Here is a 17,643-nt window from a genome sequence, read left to right as displayed (position 1 = left end):
ACCCGCACACATTGGAGGAGCCGTGCCCGCGCTGCGCTCCCGCACCACCACCCACGGCCGCAACGCCGCAGGCGCCCGTTCGCTGTGGCGCGCCACCGGCATGACCGACAGCGACTTCGGCAAGCCGATCGTGGCGATCGCCAACTCCTACACCCAGTTCGTGCCGGGGCACGTGCACCTGCGCGACCTCGGCGACATCGTGGCCGAGGCGATCCGCGCCGCCGGTGGGGTGCCGCGCGAGTTCCACACCATCGCCGTGGACGACGGCATCGCCATGGGCCACAGCGGGATGCTGTACTCGCTGCCCTCGCGCGAGATCATCGCCGACTCGGTCGAGTACATGGTCAACGCGCACCAGGCCGACGCGATCGTGTGCATCTCCAACTGCGACAAGATCACCCCGGGCATGCTCAACGCGGCGATGCGGATCAACATCCCGGTGGTGTTCGTCTCCGGTGGACCGATGGAGGCGGGCAAGGCGGTCGTGGTCGGCGGGATCGCGCACCCCTCGTCGGACCTGATCACCACCATCTCGGCCTCGGCCAACAGCTCGGTCGACGAGGACGCGCTCGGCGAGGTCGAGCGCTCCGCCTGCCCCACCTGCGGGTCCTGCTCCGGCATGTTCACCGCGAACTCGATGAACTGCCTCACCGAGGCCCTCGGGTTGGCGCTGCCGGGCAACGGGTCCACGCTGGCAACGCACGCCGCGCGCCGGGACCTGTTCTCCCGCGCCGGGACCGCCGTCGTCGAGCTGTGCAAGCGCTGGTACGAGCAGGACGACGAGTCGGCGCTGCCGCGCACGATCGCCAACCGGGCCGCGTTCGAGAACGCGATGGCGCTGGACATGGCGATGGGCGGCTCGACCAACACCGTGCTGCACGTGCTCGCCGCCGCGCAGGAGGGCGAGGTCGACTTCACCCTCGCCGACATCGACGCGATCTCGCGGAAGGTGCCGTGCCTGTCGAAGGTGTCACCGAACTCCGACTACCACATGGAGGACGTGCACCGGGCTGGCGGAATCCCGGCGATCCTCGGTGAGCTGTGGCGGGCCGGGCTGCTCAACGAGGACGTCACCTCGGTGCACAGCCCGTCGCTGGCGCAGTGGCTGTCCGATTGGGACATCCGCGCGCAGAACCCGACCGAGGAGGCCGTGGAGCTCTTCCACGCCGCGCCCGGCGGGGTCCGCACCACCAAGGCGTTCTCCACGTCGAACCGGTGGTCGTCGCTCGACACCGACGCCGCGGGCGGCTGCATCCGCGACTTCGAGCACAAGTACACCGTCGACGGCGGGCTCGCCGTGCTGCACGGCAACCTGGCCGAGCGCGGCGCGGTGATCAAGTCGGCCGGGATCGACGAGGACCTGTTCACCTTCCAGGGCCCGGCGCGGGTCGTGGAGAGCCAGGAGCAGGCGGTGTCGGTGATCCTGGGCAAGAAGATCCAGCCGGGCGAGGTGCTGGTGGTGCGCTACGAGGGCCCGTCGGGCGGCCCCGGCATGCAGGAGATGCTGCACCCGACGGCGTTCCTCAAGGGCGCCGGTCTCGGCAAGAAGTGCGCGCTGATCACCGACGGCCGGTTCTCCGGCGGGTCCTCGGGGCTCTCGGTCGGCCACATCTCGCCGGAGGCGGCGGGCGGCGGCCTGATCGCGCTGGTCGAGGACGGCGACCAGATCCGCATCGACGTGCACACGCGGTCGCTGGAGCTGCTGGTGGACCCGGCGGTGCTGGCCGAGCGCAGGGCGAAGATGGAGGCGCGCGAGCGGCCGTGGCAGCCGGTGGACCGGGTGCGCCCGGTGACCAACGCGCTGCGCGCCTACGCGCGGATGGCGACCGACGCCTCGACCGGCGCGGTGCGCGACCCCAGCAAGTGACCCGCCGTGCCCCCGCCAGGTCGTGGCGGGGGCACGGACCGGTTCAGCGCAGGACGACCAGGGTGACCACGCTCAGGCCCGCGGCGAGGATCAGGAAGATGAAGCCGAACGCGGGCGCCCGGCGGAACCACGGGGTGTTGCGGTCGAGCGAGATCCGCCCGGCCCCGGCGAACAGCAGCGCGAACGCCGCCGCCGCGTAGATCGCTTCGAGCTCGACGTCACCGGCGAACAGGTCGATGTCGACCCGCACCCAGATGGCGTTGACCATCACCCCGAGCACGCCAGCCGCGGCGGCCGGGGTGAACAAGCCGAGGATGAGCAGGGCACCGGCACCGAGCTCGGTGACGCCGGTGACCCAGGACAGCAGGGTGGTCTGCTGGAAGCCGAACCCGGCGAGCACCTTGGCGAAGCCGCCGATGCCGGGGCCTTCGAGGAGTCCGAAGACCTTCTGCAGCCCGTGGCCGACGAACAACGCGCCCAGGGTGACCCGCAGCACGAACAGCCCGAGGTCGGCGCCGAAGTGCCAGGTGTGCGGCTCCGGGTCGAGCACCTCCTCCCGGCCCGCTCGCCCGCTGTCGTGGTCGCTGTCGGTGGGACGCGGCAGTGCGGTCGTTGCCGCGCTGCCGTAGGCGTCGTCACCGCTGGTGGGGGTCGCCGGGTGCTTGCTTCCCGACGGCGTGAAATAGCCGCTGTCCGCGTATCCGCCACTCTGACGTGGGCGGTCGTCTTCGGTACTCACGTCCGCACACTAGGCGATCGGTCAACCCCCTGCCGATCAAGCTAGTAGGCGCCCCGCACCAGGTTGGTGGGTTCCTCGCCCTTGGCGAACCGCAGGACCTGCTCGACAACCACCCGGTACGCGCGCGCGTGCACCCCGGTACAACTGCCCGCCACGTGCGGGGTCAGCAGCAGGTTCGGCGCGGTCCACAACGGGTGCCCGGCGGGCAGCGGTTCCGGGTCGGTGACGTCGAGGGCGGCCCGCAACCGCTTGCTGGTCAGCTCGGCCACCAGGGCGTCGGTGTCCACGACCGGCCCCCGCGCCGCGTTCACCAGCACCGCGTTGTCGGCCATCTTGGCGAGGAACCCGGCATCCACCATGTGCCTGGTCGCGGGCGTCATCGGCACCATCAGCGCCACCACGTCCTGCTCCGGCAACAACACGTCCAGCTCGTCGAGCCCCCGCACCCCCTCCCGAGCCGTCGTGGCCACCACGGTCACCTCGGCGTCGAACGCCTCCAGCCTGCGCTTGAGCTGGCGCCCCAGGTCCCCGGCGCCGATGACGAGGACCCGCTTGCCCTGCAAGGTCTCCGTCTGCTGCATGGCCCAGGTCTGGGAGCGCCGGTCGTCCTCGAACCCGCGCATGTTCCGGAAGATGGTGAGCAGCGAAGCCATCACCCACTCCGCGGTGCTACCCCCGTGCGCCCCACTGCACGTCGAGAGCATCACGTGCCCCGGGAGCTGCCCCACCCAAGCCTCAGCCCCGGCGGTCAGCAACTGCACGAGCCGCAACTTCGGCATGCCCTCCACCAGCCGCGTCTTGTCCGCCGAGAGGAACCCCGGCACCAGGACCTCGGCCTCCCCGGCCTCCTCCGGCAGAGCCGCGGGGTCGTACTGAACAGCCCGCACCCCGTCGACACCCGCGAAAGCCGCGACCCCGTGCTCATCAGGCACCAGAACAGTGATCGTCACAGTCCACACCTTACGTCCGGCACCCCCCGCAGCCCTACCACCAGCGAGAACACCTTCTCGCCTGTCCTGCGCGCGGGTCCGGGGCGACTAGTCCGCCCCGCCGCCGCCACCCTGGGGTTGGACGAGGATCGCCACCGCCCGGTCGTCGCTGGAGACCGCGGGGCCGGACTGCTTGTTGACGGTTCCGGCGATGGCGATCTGGTCGGTCATGAGGTCCATCCCGTCGACCTTGCCGAAGCCGTCGGGGGCGGCGAGCGCGATCTGCGGCTTGCCGGTGAAGGTGCCGTCGGGGGCCTGGGGCAGGTTCTGCAGGTGCCCGGCCGTGGCCATCGCGACCCACACCAGCTCCGGGGTCGCCGCGCAGCCGGACACGCCCGGTCGGTCCGGCCAGGACCAGGCGGGGCTGGTCAGCGCCTTGCCCGGCGTCACCCGGTAGAGCACGTCGGCCGCCGCGGTGCGGTCGGTCACCCAGGTCTGCGTCCCGTCCAGCGACGAGCAGATTCCGCCGGGCGAGTGCAGCCCGGAAGCGAGCACGGTGCTGCCCGCGGTCGGGTTGCCGGGCGCGGGCGCGCCATCTCCGGTGAAGCGCAACACCTTGCCCGCGAGCGACTTCGGATCGGCGGCCACGCCCGCGTCGCCTGTGGCCAGTACCAACGCGCCACGGTGGTCACGCGCGAGTGATCCGCGGTTGCCCGTCGCCCCGCGCGGAATCCCGGTCAGCACGGGCTTCGGCTTGTCGCCGGGTGCTATGCGCACCACGCGGTTGTCCGTGGCCGTGGTGATGTAGGCGAAGACGAGCTGGTCTTCTTCGTAGTTCGGTGACAACGCGAGCCCGGTGAGCCCGCCATCGGTGGACGCGTCAACGGGGATCGTCGCGAAGACGGTCGGCACGGTGTCCTTGCGGACCAACAGAACCCGTCCGGTCTTGCGCTCCCCCACCAACGCGGTCGGGTTCGAACCGTCACCGGGCAGTGCCGCCACGGCCACCACCGTGTCCAAACAGGTCGCCAACACCGCGGGGTGGTAGTCCTTGCACCCGTCCGGTGGGGGGATCTTCGTAGGCTGGTTGTCGCCCGGGGCGACCTCTGCGGAACCGCCGCCACCACCGGTCTCCGGCTCGGGGGCCGCCTGCGGCGTGAGAGGCACGTTCGGCTGCCAACTGCCGGCGGGGGGCTGCTCCGGGAACGTCGCGCAAGAGGACGCGGCCAGCGCTACACACGCCGCCGTGACCAGGCGGAACGGGAGACGCAGCACAGCAGCCATGATGCCCAACCCTACGAGCGGCAAAGTGAATCCCCGGTGAGCAGCTACCGGCGGGCCCGCTCGACCACGGTGACCCGGTCCACGAGCAACTGCAGCTCCTCGGCGATCACCTCCGGCGCCTCCAGCGGCAGGAAGTGGCTGGTTGGCACAACCCGCACCCGCGCTTGCGGCAGCCGCGCCACCGACTTGGCCGCGAGCTTCGGGTCGGCGATGAGGTCGTAGCGGGCGAGCAGCACCGTCACCGGGCAGGTGATCCCCACGAGGTCCTGCGGGGGGACGTCGGCGAGCGCAAGGGCCAGGGTGACGTACCAGCGCCAGTCGTGCCCGAGGAAGCGGCGGACCGCCCTGGCGACGTCGGCCGGGTCGGCGCCCGGCAGCATGAACCCGCTGTGCTGCACCAGCGCCGCCGTGACCCGGTTGACCGGCACCCGGTGCACCACCGCGTCCACCAGCGGCCCGGCCGCGCGGACCGCCATCGCCGCACCGATCGCCAACGGCCTGCGCACGGCCGCCGGGATCCCCAGCACACCCAGCACCCCGCCGAACGGATCCCCCGGCACCCCCGCGGCCAGCAGCAACCCGGAGACCCTCTCCGGATACCGCCGTGCCACCTCCGTCGCCACCATCACCCCGACCGACCAGCCCATGACCACGCACCGCCGCACCCCAGCGGCGTCCAACACCGCCACCGCGTCGGCGACGTGGTCGTCCAGGGTGATCCGGGTGGCGTCGACGGGCCGCTCCGAGCCCATGGTGCCGCGGTGGTACCAGCTCACCACCCGCACACCGGAGGACGGCAGCACCAGCGCGGGCCACGCCTCCGGGATCGTGCCCAACCCCGGGCACAACAACACCACCGGCCCGTCGGACTCGGTGCACCACCCGCGCAGCCGCGTCCCATCAGCCGCCCACACGTCGTGTTCGCGCATCGCGGCCAGTCTGCCGCACATCCCCACCCCGCCGAGCCCCTATTGCCCCACCCACCCCTTGTCACCCACACGGGCGGCGATGTGCGGGCTGGCGGGTGCGGAAGCGGGTCGACGGGCCTCAGCCCCGATCCGCTTCCGCACCCCACGACTCGGAGCTACGAGCAGCGCTCCAGGATGAGTTCGCGGACCCGTTTGGCGTCCGCCTGGCCCTTGGTCGCCTTCATGACGGCACCGACGATGGCGCCCGCGGCGGCGTGCTTGCCTTCGCGGATCTTGGTGGCCACGTCCGGCTGGGCGGAGAGGGCCTCGTCCACCGCGGCGTAGAGGGCGGAGTCGTCGGAGACGACTTTGAGGTTTCGGGATTCCACGACGGCGTCGGGTTCGCCTTCGCCTGCCAGGACGCCGTCGACGACCTCGCGGGCGAGTTTGTTGGTGAGGGAACCGTCGGCGACCAGGGCGATGACGCGGGCCACCTGGGCGGGGGTGATGGGCAGCTCGCCCAGTTCCACGCCCCGGTTGTTGGCCTGCTGCGACAGGTACGACACCCACCAAGAGCGGGCCTCGGCTGGCGGGGCGCCCGCGTCGGCGGTGGCGGCGACCAGGTCGATGGCGTTGGCGTTGACGAGGTCGCGCAGTTCCAGGTCGGTCAGCGACCACTCGGCCTGAATCCGCTTGCGGCGCTCGGCAGGCTTCTCCGGGAGGGTCCCGCGCAACTGCTCGACCCACTCGCGCGAGGGGGCGATGGGGACCAGGTCGGGCTCCGGGAAGTACCGGTAGTCCTCCGAGGTCTCCTTGCGCCGCCCGGCGCGCGTGGTGCCCGACGCCTCTTCGAAGTGGCGGGTCTCCTGCAGGATCGAGCCGCCTGCGGCCAGGAGGGCGGCCTGGCGGGTCATCTCGTAGCGGACGGCGCGCTCGACGCTGCGCAGGGAGTTGACGTTCTTGGTCTCGGTGCGGGTGCCGAACTCGGTGGCGCCGCGCTCCATCAGGGAGACGTTGGCGTCGCAGCGCAGGGAACCCTGGTCCATCCGGACGTCGGACACGTCGAGCGCCTTGAGCAGGTCGCGCAGGGTCGAGACGTAGGCGCGGGCGACCTCGGGGGCCCGCTCGCCGGTGCCCTCGATCGTCTTGGTGACGATCTCGATCAGCGGCACGCCAGCCCGGTTGTAGTCCAGCAGCGAGTGCTCCGCGCCGTGGATGCGGCCGGTGGCACCACCCACGTGCAGGGACTTGCCGGTGTCCTCCTCCATGTGCGCGCGCTCGATCTGCACGCGCACGACCTCGCCGTCGTCGAGGGTGACGTCGAGCCAGCCGTTGAAGGCGATCGGCTCGTCGTACTGCGAGGTCTGGAAGTTCTTCGGCATGTCGGGGTAGAAGTAGTTCTTGCGCGCAAACCGGCACCACTCGGCGATGTCGCAGTTGAGCGCGAGCCCGATGCGGATCGCGGACTCGATCGCGACGGCGTTGACCACCGGCAGCGACCCGGGCAGCCCCAGGCAGGTCGGGCACACGTTGGTGTTGGGCTCGCCGCCGAACTCGTTGGCGCAGCCGCAGAACATCTTGGTCGCGGTGGAGAGCTCCACGTGGACCTCGAGGCCGAGCACCGGGTCGAACCGGGTGACGACCTCGGCGTAGTCCATCAGCTCAGCGGTGGTCACTTGGCCCTCCGGTAGGCACGCACGGCGATGAGCACGCCGGTGATGGCGACGACGACGCTGGCGATGGCGTTGGCCAGCACCAGGCCGTCCTTGTCCGCGCGGGCCGCGGCGAACCCGCGGGCGGCGCTGGTGGCGGAGGTGACCGCGCTGACGATCCCGAACACGCCCTTGACCTTCGACCCGGCCATCAGTGCACGACCTCCAACTCCGGAACGCGGTTGATCAGCGGGCCGCCCTGCGCGGCGTCGCGGGCGAGCTCGTAGGCCGCGGCCACCCGGTAGCCGCGGTGGTCCTGCAGCGCGGGCGACATGATCTGCAACCCGACCGGCAGCCCCTCGGAGAGTCCACACGGGACGCTGAGCGCGGCGTTGCCTGCCAGGTTGGACGGGATGGTGCACAGGTCGGCCCGGTACATGGCCATCGGGTCCGCGGTGCGCTCGCCGATCTTGAACGCGGTGGTCGGCGTCGTCGGCGACACCAGCACGTCCACCTTGGCGAACGCGGCGTCGAAGTCGCGCATGATCAGCGTGCGGACCTTCTGCGCGGAGCCGTAGTAGGCGTCGTAGTACCCGGCGGAGAGCGCGTAGGTGCCGAGCATGATGCGCCGCTTGACCTCGGCGCCGAACCCGGCGGCGCGGGTGGTCGACATGACCTCCTCGGCGCTGCGGGTGCCGTCGTCGCCCACCCGCAGGCCGTAGCGCATCGCGTCGAAGCGGGCCAGGTTGGACGAGGCCTCGCTCGGCGCGATCAGGTAGTACGCGGGCAGCGCGAGGTCGAAGCTGGGGCAGGACACCTCGATGATCTCGGCGCCCAGCTCGCGCAGCTGCTCGACGGCGGCGGTGAACGCGGCGGCCACGCCGGGCTCGTACCCGTCACCGGCGAACTCGGTGACCACACCGACCCGCACGCCGGTGAGGTCACCGGTCGCGCCCTCGCGCACCGCGGCCACCACGGGCGGGACGGGGGCGTCGATGGAGGTCGAGTCGAGCGGGTCGTGGCCCGCGATCACCTCGTGCAGCAGCGCCGCGTCCAGCACGGTCCGCGCGCACGGGCCAGCCTGGTCCAAAGAGGACGAGAAAGCGACCAGGCCGAAGCGGGACACGGTGCCGTAGGTGGGCTTCACGCCGACCGTGCCGGTGACGGCGCCGGGCTGGCGGATGGAGCCGCCGGTGTCGGTGCCGATCGCCAGCGGCGCCTGGAAGGCGGCGAGCGCGGCGGAGGACCCGCCGCCGGACCCGCCGGGGATCCGGTCGAGGTCCCACGGGTTGCGGGTGGGGCCGTACGCGGAGTTCTCGGTGGAGGACCCCATCGCGAACTCGTCCATGTTGGTCTTGCCGAGGATCACCACCCCGGCCGCGCGCAACCGCTGCGTCACGGTGGCGTCGTAGGGCGGCTGCCAGTTCTCGAGGACCTTGGAGCCGCAGGTGGTCGGCGCGCCCTGCATGGTGAGGACGTCCTTGAGCGCCAGCGGCACCCCGGCCAGCGGCGAGGCCGCCGGGCGGCCCGCGGCCAGGTCGTCGTCGACGGCCTTGGCGGCGGCCAGCGCGCGCTCGGTGTCGACGTGCAGGAAGGCGTGCACGGCGTGGTCGACCGCGGCGATGCGGTCCAGGTGCGCCTGGGTGACCTCCACCGCGGAGACCTCCTTCGCGGCGACCTTGGCCGCGATGTCGGCCGCGGTGAGGCGAGTCAACTCGGTCATGCTTCCTCCCCGAGGATCCTCGGCACGCGGAACCGGCCGTCCTCCGCCGCGGGCGCGGCGGCGATGGCCTGCTGCTGGGTGAGCCCCGGGCGGACGACGTCGGCGCGGAAGACGTTGGTCAACGGCACCGAGTGCGACGTCGGCGGGATGTCCTGGTCGGCGACCTGGCCGACCTGGGCGACCGCCGCCACGATCTGGTCGAGCTGACCTGCGAACAGGTCGAGCTCCGCTTCGGTGACGGCCAACCTGGCCAGGCGAGCGAGGTGGGCCACCTCGTCGCGGGAGATGCTGGGCACTCGACGAACCCCCGGGGTTGTCTGTGATAGGAACCCCGCGAGTCTATTTCGCGCGGTCCCGCGACCCCGAACGGGTTGTTCCGGGCGCGTCGCGGTGCTAAACCGGTGGCCGGTGGCAGCCCGCGCAGCGCGGCCCGGGTCTGCGACAATCAGCGGTCGAGGAGATCCGCGCGTCCGCGCGGGGTCGCCAGAGCACGGGAGGCGTTCGCCTTGTCGTTCCTGATCCGGGTCCAGCTCCCGGACAGCCCAGGCACCCTGGGCGCGGTCGCGACCGCGCTGGGGGCCATCGGGGCCGACATCCTCAGCGTCGACGTGGTGGAGCGGGCGGGCGGGGTCGCCATCGACGACCTGGTGGTGGAACTGCCCAGCGGCAGGCTGCCGGACGTGCTGATCACCGCGGCCGAGTCGATCCCCGGCGTGGAGGTCGACGCTGTGCGCCCGTACGCGGGCGTGCTCGACACCCACCGCGAGCTGGAACTGGTCGAGGACGTGGCCGCCGAACCCGCCGACGGCCTGGCGATCTTCGCGGCGGGCGTCCCGAAGATCATCCGAGCGGGCTGGGCCCTGATCGTCGCCGCGACCGCGGAGGGCGCGAACAAGCTGGCGGCCAGCACCGCGGCCCCCGACATCCAAACCATCGACCTGCCCTGGCTCCCCCTGGCCAGAGCCACCGTCCTCGACGGCGAGGAGTCCTGGGTCCCGGCGACCTGGCGCGAACTGGGCACCGAACTGGCGGCCACCCCCTTGGGCAAACCCGACCGGGTCCTCCTCGTCGGCCGCCCCGGCGGTCCGATGTTCCGAGCGGCCGAAGTGGCCCGCCTGGCCCACCTGGCAGGCATCGTCGCGGTAGTCCTACCGGACTGAAGTCCGCTAGCTCTTAGCGCAAGACGGCGTGGATGAGGTCTGCGTTCGTCGTGGCTCGGGTGCCGTCGGGGAGGTGGAGGGTGTCCTCCAGGCCCATGCGGGTGGGCAGGCCGCGGCGGAGAGCTTCGGTGAGGACTGGCCAGGCCGTGTCCTCCTCGCCGTGGAGCAAGATCGGGAGCGGCGACCAGGCGAGTGCGTCGAGCAGTGGTGCTGCTTCGGCGTGCGGCTGAACCTCGGCCAGCACCCGCACCGCCCCCGCCGGGATGCCGTGTTCGCGCAGCAACTCGGCGGCGGGGACATCGAAGACGCCTAGTTCTACCGCGATGCCCGCGGCGGTGAGGGCCGCGCAGACCTCCTGCCAGCCGTCTTCGTGGACGTTGACCGAGGCGAAGTCCGGGCGTCCCGTCGACAGCCCGACCCACGCCGCGATGGCCGCCACGCGCCGTGCCGGGTCCGGCTGGGCCCAGGCGCCGGTGGTGACGCCGACGGCGGTGCCGGGGGCGGCGGCGCGGATGGCGGCGACCGTGGGGGCCAGTTCGGGGCCGATCAGCGTGGTCGCGCCGGTGGCGTCGCGCGGGTGCACGTGCACCGACGCGACGCCGAGGGCGGCCACCTCGGCGGCCGCGGCGGCGAGGGCCACCGCGGTCACCGGGGCGTCGGCGGCGGAGCGCTCGCCGTTGAGGCACGCTTGCAGGTCCACCGGTCCAGTGAAGCAGAGGTTCGGTCTCCGGGTGTTGTCACTGGCAGACCCCCGCGTTCGGTGTGGACGGCCTACACGTCGAGGGTGTAGGCGATCAGCCGGACATCCGGACCGGGACACCAGTCCCGGCTGGGCAGCCGGGTGAAGCCGAGCCGCTCGTAGAGGCGGTGCGCGGCGCCCAACGCCGCCGGGCTGCACAGCACCACCCGGTCGATGCCCAGCTCCCGCGCCCGGGCGATCACCGTGCGGACCAGCAACTCCCCCACACCGCGGCCGCGCGCGGGGGCGGCGACGGCGAGCATCCGCAGTTCCAGTTCCCCGGCGCGGGAGATCTCGGCGAACGGGGTGCCCGGCAGCGCGACGGTGACCGTACCGAGCAGACACCCCTCCCGGTCCGCGGCGACCAGCAGCTCCGCCGAGCGCATCCGGGACTCGGCGTCGGCGAGCAGGGTGGCGTAGCCGGACCCGCCCCCCTCACCCGGGTACCCGACCGCCCGGTAGGCCTCGACGGTCAGCACCCCGACCCGCCGCACCTCGTCCGACCGCGCCTGGCGCACCACCAGGTCAGCCACCTCAGCCACGCCTCGTCCTCCCACGTCCGTCGTGTCGTCGGCGGTGCCGGACCACGCCGTCGGACGCGGCGACACCCACCGGAGACCTCCGACGCCCCAGCGCGCTCCCGGTTGCCTGTACCGGGCGCTCGCCACGACCGCCTCACCCGCACCGCCACCCGCGGCGCACACCACCCACGGCGCCCCCTCGCCCGGTCCCGACCGCACAGATCACCCGCGACCCGCCGCCACGTGCCACCCCCACCCTGCCAAGGGATCGCGGTGCTGCCAACCACCCGGTACAGCGGATTCGCGACGCGTTGCGGCGCACCGGTCGGCAACCGGCGGGTAGCGCTCACACGGATGGCCCAGCACGGGAGCGTTCCCGCTCCCGTACCGCCGGGAAAGGTGACCGGACAACCTTTCCCGGACGAGCTGGGTCAGTCCTCGGTGGACTCCGCGGGGGCGTTCGGATCGCCGACGGCGGCGACCTCGGCGGCCGCTTCCGGGCCCCGGGCCAGCAGCACCGCGAAACCGTCCTCGTCGAGCACCGGGACCTTGAGCTGCACGGCCTTGTCGTACTTGGTACCGGGAGCGTCACCGACCACGACGAACGCGGTCTTCTTCGAGACCGAGCCGGAAGCCTTGCCGCCTCTGGCCAAGATGGACTCCTTGGCCTCGTCGCGCGAATGCGTCGACAGGCTCCCGGTGACCACGATCGAGAGGCCCTCCAACGTGCGCGGGATCTCCTCGTCGCGCTCCTCGACCGTGGTGACCCCGGCGGCGCGCCACTTGTCGACCACGTCGCGGTGCCAGTCGACCTCGAACCACTCGAGCACCGCGGCCGCGATGGTCGGGCCGACGCCCTCGGTGTCGGCGAGCTGCTGCTCGTCGGCGGCCTCGATCGCCGCCAGGGAGCCGAACTCGCGGGCCAGCGCCCGCGCAGCGGTCGGGCCGACGTGCCGGATCGACAGCGCGACCACCACCTTCCACAGTGGACGGTCTTTGGCGCTGTCGAGGTTGGCCAGCAACTTGCGCCCGTTGGCGGAGAGCTCGCCCGCCTTGGTGCGGAACAGGTCGACCTCGATCAGGTCGTCCTCGGTGAGGGAGAACACATCGCCCTCGTCGGCCAGCGCGCCGGAGGACAGCAGTGCGCCCGCGGCCTCGTAGCCGAGGACCTCGATGTCGAACGCACCGCGGCCCGCGAGGTGGAAGAGCCGTTCCCGCAGCTGCGCGGGGCAGGACCGCGCGTTGGGGCAGCGGATGTCGGCGTCGCCCTCCTTCTCGTAGCGCAGGGTGGTGCCGCAGGCCGGGCAGTCGGTGGGCATGACGAACTCGCGCGCGTCGTCGGGTCTCGCGTCGACGACCGGCCCCAGGACCTCGGGGATGACGTCGCCCGCCTTGCGGATGACGACGCGGTCGCCGATGAGCACGCCCTTGCGCTTGACCTCGCCCGCGTTGTGCAGGGTGGCCATCTCGACGGTGGAACCCGCGACCTTGACCGGCTCCATCACCGCGTACGGGGTGACCCGGCCGGTGCGGCCCACGTTCACCCGGATGTCGAGCAGCGTGGTGGTGGCCTCCTCCGGCGCGTACTTGTAGGCGATCGCCCACCGCGGCGCCCGCGAGGTGCTGCCCAGCCTGCGCTGCAGGGACACCTCGTCGACCTTGATGACGATGCCGTCGATCTCGTGCAGTGCGTCGTGGCGGTGCTCGCCCCAGTACCGGACGTGCTCGGCGAGCTGGTCGGCCGAGCGCAGCAGCTTCGTGTGCTCGGACACCGGCAGACCCCACGCCGCCAGGGCGCGGTACGCCTCGGACTGGGCGGTCGGCTCGAACCCGACCCGCTTGCCCAGGCCGTGGCAGATCATCCGCAGCGGCCGACTCGCGGTGATCTTGGGGTCCTTCTGGCGCAGCGAGCCCGCCGCTGTGTTGCGCGGGTTCGCGAACGGCGGTTTGCCCGCCTCCACCAGGCGGGCGTTGAGCTCGGTGAAGTCCTCGACGCGGAAGAAGACCTCGCCGCGGATCTCGACGAGCTCGGGGACCGGGAACTCGGCGCTGCCGACCAGCCGCTCCGGCACGTCGCGCATGGTGCGCACGTTGAGGGTGACGTCCTCGCCGGTGCGGCCGTCGCCGCGGGTGAGAGCGCGGGTGAGCCTGCCGTTCTCGTAGAGCAGGTTGATGGCCAGCCCGTCGATCTTGAGCTCGCACAGGTAGTGCGCGGCGTCGCCGACCTCCTTGGTGACCCGGTCGACCCAGGACCCGAGCTCGTCGAAGTCGAAGGCGTTGTCCAGGCTGAGCATCCGCTCCAGGTGGTCGACGGCGGCGAACTCGGTGGAGAACGTGCCGCCGACGCGCTGGGTGGGCGACTCGGGGGTGACCAGCGCCGGGTGCACCCGCTCGAGCTCGGCCAGCTCGCGCAGCAGCACGTCGAACTCGCCGTCGGAGACGGTCGGCGAGTCGAGCACGTAGTAGCGGAACTGGTGGCCGAGCAACTCCTCGGCGAGCACCGCATGCCGCTCCCGGACGTCGGCGGGCACGTCCTCGACACCCTCGGCCGCGGTGGCGGCCGACAGGTGCGGCAGGTCCTGATCAGCACTGGTCACCTGCTCAGACTAACGAGGGGGACCGACAACCCGCGTCGTCAACCCGCCAGTCTGTGGATGAGTTCGCGCAGCTCAAGCAGGCTGATGGTGTCTGGCCGACGGCGATGTCGAGGATGGCCTAGGCGGAGCGCATGGCCGCGGACAGCACGTCGTGGTTTAGGCGGGTGATGGCGGTCAGGGGGATGCCCTTGGGGCAGACGGCGGTGCATTCGCCGGTGAGGGTGCAGCCGCCGAAGCCGAGGTCGTCTTGGGTTTCGACCATGTCGCGGGCGCGGGTGTAGCGCTCGGGTTGGCCTTGGGGCAGGACTCCGAGGTGGGTGGCTTTGGCGGCGGTGAACAGCATCGAGGAGCCGTTGGGGCACGCCGCCACGCACGCGCCGCACCCGATGCAGGCGGCGGCTTCGAAGGCGGTGTCGGCGTCGGGTTTGGGCACGGGTAGGGCGTGGGCGTCGGGCGCCGCGCCTGCGCGGGTGGAGATGTAGCCGCCTGATTCGATGACTCGGTCGAGTGCGGAGCGGTCTACGACGAGGTCGCGCACCACGGGGAAGGGCGCCGCCCGCCACGGTTCGACGACGATCGGCTGGGACGGGTCGAATTGGCGCATGTGCAGTTGGCAGGTCGTAGTGGCCTTGCCGGGGCCGTGGGCAACACCATCGATCATGACCCCGCAGGCGCCGCAGATGCCTTCGCGGCAGTCGTGGTCGAAGGCGACGGGGTCGTCGCCTTCGAGTTGGAGGCGTTCGTTGAGGACGTCCAGCATCTCAAGGAACGACATGTCGGCGGTGACGTCGTCGATGTCGTAGTCGACGAGGCGGCCTGACGCGGCCGGGCCCGCCTGACGCCACACCCGCACTCGGTACTTCACTTGTAGCTCCTCACGGTGGGGCTGACGGCCTCGAAGGTCAGTTCTTCGTGGTGGAGGGCGGGTGGTTCGCCTACGCCGGTGAACTCCCACGCGGCGACGTAAGAGAAGTTCTCGTCGTCGCGGCGCGCATCACCTTCTGGGGTTTGGCTCTCCACGCGGAAGTGGCCGCCGCAAGACTCGGTGCGGTGGAGGGCGTCGACGCACATCAGTTCGGCCAGTTCGAGGAAGTCCGCTACCCGCCCCGCCTTCTCCAGGGCCTGGTTCAGTTCGCTGCCGGTGCCCGTCACCTTCAGCCGTCGCCAGAACTCGTCGCGCAGCGAGGGGATGCGTTCTAGGGCCTTCCGGAGCCCTTCCTCTGAGCGTTCCATGCCGCATAGATCCCACATGAGCCTGCCTAGCTCGCGGTGGAAGGACTCCGCTGTGCGGTCACCGTCGATCGACAGGAGCGTGTCGATCATCTCGCGCACACCGTCCTCGGCCTCGTCGACCGCGTTGGCGTCGACGGGTCCGAACGGGCCGTCAGCGAGGTAGTCGCCAATGACCGCGGGGAGGACGAAGTAGCCGTCCGCGAGCCCCTGCATAAGAGCACTGGCCCCAAGCCGGTTGGCGCCGTGGTCGGAGAAGTTGGCTTCGCCGATGACGAAGAGGCCCGGGATGGTGCTGCGCAGGTCGTAGTCCACCCAGAGGCCGCCCATGGTGTAGTGCACGGCCGGGTAGATGCGCATCGGAACCTGGTAGGGGTCTTCGTCGGTGATGCGCTGGTACATCTCGAACAGGTTCCCGTACCGCGCGGCAACGGCATCCCTACCGAGCCGCGCGATGGCGTCAGCGAAGTCGAGATAAACACCCAGACCCCCGGGCCCCACTCCCCTACCGGCGTCGCACACGGCTTTCGCGGCGCGGGAAGCGATGTCGCGGGGAACCAGGTTGCCGAAGCTCGGGTACATCCGTTCCAGGTAGTAGTCCCGTTCGGCCTCGGGGATCTGGCCGGGTGTGCGATCGTCGCCCGCCTGGAGAGGAACCCACACCCGACCGTCGTTGCGCAGTGACTCGCTCATCAGCGTCAGCTTCGACTGGTGGTCGCCGCTGACCGGGATGCAGGTGGGGTGGATCTGGGTGTAGCACGGGTTCGCGAAGAGGGCACCGCGCTTGTGCGCGCGCCATATGGCGGTGGTGTTGCAGCCCTTGGCGTTGGTCGAGAGGTGAAAGACGTTGCCGTAGCCGCCTGTCGCCAAGACCACCGCGTCGGCTAGGTGCGTGGTGACTTCACCTGTGACGAGATCGCGCACTACGACGCCGCGGGCCCGGCCTTGGGACACAACCAGGTCGAGCATCTCCGTTCGCGGGTGTGACCGGACCGTGCCCGCGTGGATCTGTCGCGCAAGCGCTTGATAGGCGCCCAAGAGGAGTTGTTGTCCGGTCTGCCCCCGCGCGTAGAAGGTCCTGGACACCTGTGCGCCGCCGAAGGACCTTGTGTCGAGCAAGCCCCCGTACTCGCGTGCGAAGGGCACGCCTTGAGCGACGCACTGGTCGATGATGCTGGTGCTGACCTCCGCGAGCCGGTGCACGTTGGACTCGCGGGAGCGGAAGTCGCCGCCCTTGACGGTGTCGTGGAAGAGGCGGTGCACGCTGTCGCCGTCGCCCGCGTAGTTCTTGGCGGCGTTGATGCCGCCTTGTGCGGCGATGCTGTGGGCGCGTCTCGGGCTGTCCTGGTAGCAGAACGACAGCACGTTGTAGCCGAGTTCGCCCAGGGTCGCGGCTGCTGAGCCGCCCGCCAGGCCGGTCCCCACGACGATGACGGTCAGCTTGCGCCGGTTGGCGGGGTTGACCAGCCGGGAGGAGAAGCGGCGGCGCTCCCACCGGGTCTCAAGAGGGCCCTGCGGGGCACGGGTGTCGGCGATCGGGTCGCCCTCGCGGTAGAGCACTGGGTTACCTCACGATTCCGAAGAGGACGGCGTAGGGCACGGAGAGGAATCCGACCGTGATGCCAACGGAGACGACCAAGGCCGCCGCGCTCGATGTGCCGGGGGCCTTGCCCAGGCTGCGCAGCGCGCTCCACATCCCGTGCCGGAGGTGGAAGCCAAGGGCGACGACCGCCAGCGTGTAGGCGGCCACGACGTACCAGTGCTGGAAGTCGGCGACGACGTTGGCGTGGATCTGCCCTTCGACGCCGTGCGGGTTGAGGACCCCGGCCGTGAGGTCCAGCAGGTGGTAGACGACGAAGAGGGCGAGGATCACCCCGCCCCAGCGCATCGTTCTGGCCGCGTAGCTCCCCTGGACCTTCGGCCTGCGCGCGTACCCGACCGGACGGGCACGAGCGGCGCGGCGGGCGAGCTGGATGGCCGCTGTCATGTGCAGGACGACGGCGAGCAGCAAGACCACGCGGACGACCCAGACGAACCCGGCGTAGCCGAGCACCGGCGAGAGCAGCTGCCGCAGGAAGACGCCGTAGCCGTCGATGTCGCCGAAGAAGATCGTCAGGTTGCCGACCATGTGCGCGACGACGTAGCCGAGCAGGATGCCGCCGGTGACCGCCATCACGACCTTCTTGCCGACCGTGGACCCCCACAGCCTGCGCGGGAACCCTTGCCTGCCAAGTGATCCGCGCTGCAGCGTCAGTGCCATGCCCGCCACGCTAGGAGCCATCGCGACAAGTCGT

General features: G+C 71.3%; 16 protein-coding genes. 2 read left to right on the top strand and 14 right to left on the bottom strand.

Translation table 11 applies throughout. The features are described from left to right. Window positions 1–22: 22 nt before the first annotated feature. A complete protein-coding gene (ilvD, locus tag JOD54_RS14995) occupies window positions 23–1,867 on the top strand; it encodes a dihydroxy-acid dehydratase (protein WP_204451123.1) in 1,845 nt (614 codons plus the stop codon). Between the two features lie 43 nt (window positions 1,868–1,910). Here the strand turns inward: ilvD and JOD54_RS35540 are convergent, their stop codons facing one another. From JOD54_RS35540 to gatC, 8 genes are all read right to left on the bottom strand, one after another. Then, window positions 1,911–2,606: a DoxX family protein gene (locus JOD54_RS35540; RefSeq protein ID WP_204451122.1), complete on the bottom strand. Its 696-nt coding sequence runs from the start codon at window positions 2,604–2,606 to the stop codon at window positions 1,911–1,913. A 41-nt stretch (window positions 2,607–2,647) separates the two neighbouring features. After that, complete coding sequence (locus JOD54_RS14985) at window positions 2,648–3,556, bottom strand: 2-hydroxyacid dehydrogenase (protein WP_204451121.1); 909 nt, start codon at window positions 3,554–3,556, stop codon at window positions 2,648–2,650. An 87-nt stretch (window positions 3,557–3,643) separates the two neighbouring features. Beyond that, the gene (locus tag JOD54_RS14980; protein WP_204451120.1) at window positions 3,644–4,819 is read right to left on the bottom strand and encodes a PQQ-dependent sugar dehydrogenase; all 1,176 of its coding nucleotides are present in this window, start codon (window positions 4,817–4,819) and stop codon (window positions 3,644–3,646) included. Window positions 4,820–4,863: 44 nt separating this feature from the next. Further along, complete coding sequence (locus tag JOD54_RS14975; protein WP_239573382.1) at window positions 4,864–5,748, bottom strand: alpha/beta fold hydrolase; 885 nt, start codon at window positions 5,746–5,748, stop codon at window positions 4,864–4,866. 155 nt (window positions 5,749–5,903) lie between these two features. Beyond that, a complete protein-coding gene (gene gatB, locus JOD54_RS14970) occupies window positions 5,904–7,403 on the bottom strand; it encodes an Asp-tRNA(Asn)/Glu-tRNA(Gln) amidotransferase subunit GatB (RefSeq protein ID WP_307860051.1) in 1,500 nt (499 codons plus the stop codon). Next, window positions 7,400–7,591 (bottom strand): hypothetical protein, encoded by a 192-nt coding sequence (locus JOD54_RS14965; protein ID WP_204451118.1) that lies wholly within the window; start codon window positions 7,589–7,591, stop codon window positions 7,400–7,402. Before JOD54_RS14965 ends, gatB begins: the two co-directional genes overlap by 4 nt. After that, a complete protein-coding gene (gatA, locus tag JOD54_RS14960; protein WP_204451117.1) occupies window positions 7,591–9,102 on the bottom strand; it encodes an Asp-tRNA(Asn)/Glu-tRNA(Gln) amidotransferase subunit GatA in 1,512 nt (503 codons plus the stop codon). Before gatA ends, JOD54_RS14965 begins: the two co-directional genes overlap by 1 nt. Then, window positions 9,099–9,398, bottom strand: a complete 300-nt coding sequence (gene gatC / locus JOD54_RS14955) for an Asp-tRNA(Asn)/Glu-tRNA(Gln) amidotransferase subunit GatC (RefSeq protein ID WP_204451116.1) — start codon at window positions 9,396–9,398, stop codon at window positions 9,099–9,101. Before gatC ends, gatA begins: the two co-directional genes overlap by 4 nt. 210 nt (window positions 9,399–9,608) lie before the next feature. Between gatC and JOD54_RS14950 the strand changes: the two genes are divergently transcribed. Next, window positions 9,609–10,262 carry an ACT domain-containing protein gene (locus JOD54_RS14950; protein WP_204451115.1) on the top strand — a complete coding sequence of 218 codons (654 nt, stop codon included), beginning with the start codon at window positions 9,609–9,611 and terminating at the stop codon, window positions 10,260–10,262. A gap of 13 nt (window positions 10,263–10,275) precedes the next feature. On the opposite strand, the gene JOD54_RS14945 is transcribed toward JOD54_RS14950, so the two are convergent. The 6 genes from JOD54_RS14945 to JOD54_RS14920 all read right to left on the bottom strand — a co-directional run bounded on the left by JOD54_RS14945 (window position 10,276) and on the right by JOD54_RS14920 (window position 17,609). Beyond that, the gene (locus JOD54_RS14945; protein WP_307860047.1) at window positions 10,276–10,962 is read right to left on the bottom strand and encodes a 3-keto-5-aminohexanoate cleavage protein; all 687 of its coding nucleotides are present in this window, start codon (window positions 10,960–10,962) and stop codon (window positions 10,276–10,278) included. Window positions 10,963–11,033: 71 nt separating this feature from the next. Next, window positions 11,034–11,534: a GNAT family N-acetyltransferase gene (locus JOD54_RS14940; RefSeq protein WP_204456288.1), complete on the bottom strand. Its 501-nt coding sequence runs from the start codon at window positions 11,532–11,534 to the stop codon at window positions 11,034–11,036. 419 nt (window positions 11,535–11,953) lie between these two features. Further along, on the bottom strand, window positions 11,954–14,119 hold the full coding sequence (gene ligA, locus JOD54_RS14935) for an NAD-dependent DNA ligase LigA (RefSeq protein WP_372440315.1): 2,166 nt from the start codon (window positions 14,117–14,119) through the stop codon (window positions 11,954–11,956). A 118-nt stretch (window positions 14,120–14,237) separates the two neighbouring features. Further along, window positions 14,238–14,984 (bottom strand): succinate dehydrogenase/fumarate reductase iron-sulfur subunit, encoded by a 747-nt coding sequence (locus tag JOD54_RS14930; RefSeq protein ID WP_204451114.1) that lies wholly within the window; start codon window positions 14,982–14,984, stop codon window positions 14,238–14,240. Continuing rightward, a complete protein-coding gene (locus tag JOD54_RS14925; protein ID WP_204451113.1) occupies window positions 14,981–16,909 on the bottom strand; it encodes a fumarate reductase/succinate dehydrogenase flavoprotein subunit in 1,929 nt (642 codons plus the stop codon). Before JOD54_RS14925 ends, JOD54_RS14930 begins: the two co-directional genes overlap by 4 nt. A 4-nt stretch (window positions 16,910–16,913) precedes the next feature. Continuing rightward, the gene (locus JOD54_RS14920) at window positions 16,914–17,609 is read right to left on the bottom strand and encodes a succinate dehydrogenase cytochrome b subunit (protein ID WP_204451112.1); all 696 of its coding nucleotides are present in this window, start codon (window positions 17,607–17,609) and stop codon (window positions 16,914–16,916) included. Window positions 17,610–17,643: the final 34 nt, after the last annotated feature.

This window comes from Actinokineospora baliensis (assembly GCF_016907695.1).
GTDB classification, from domain to species: domain Bacteria; phylum Actinomycetota; class Actinomycetes; order Mycobacteriales; family Pseudonocardiaceae; genus Actinokineospora; species Actinokineospora baliensis.
Note: the sequence above shows the minus strand (reverse complement) of the source record. Positions and strands in the feature narration are given on the sequence as shown.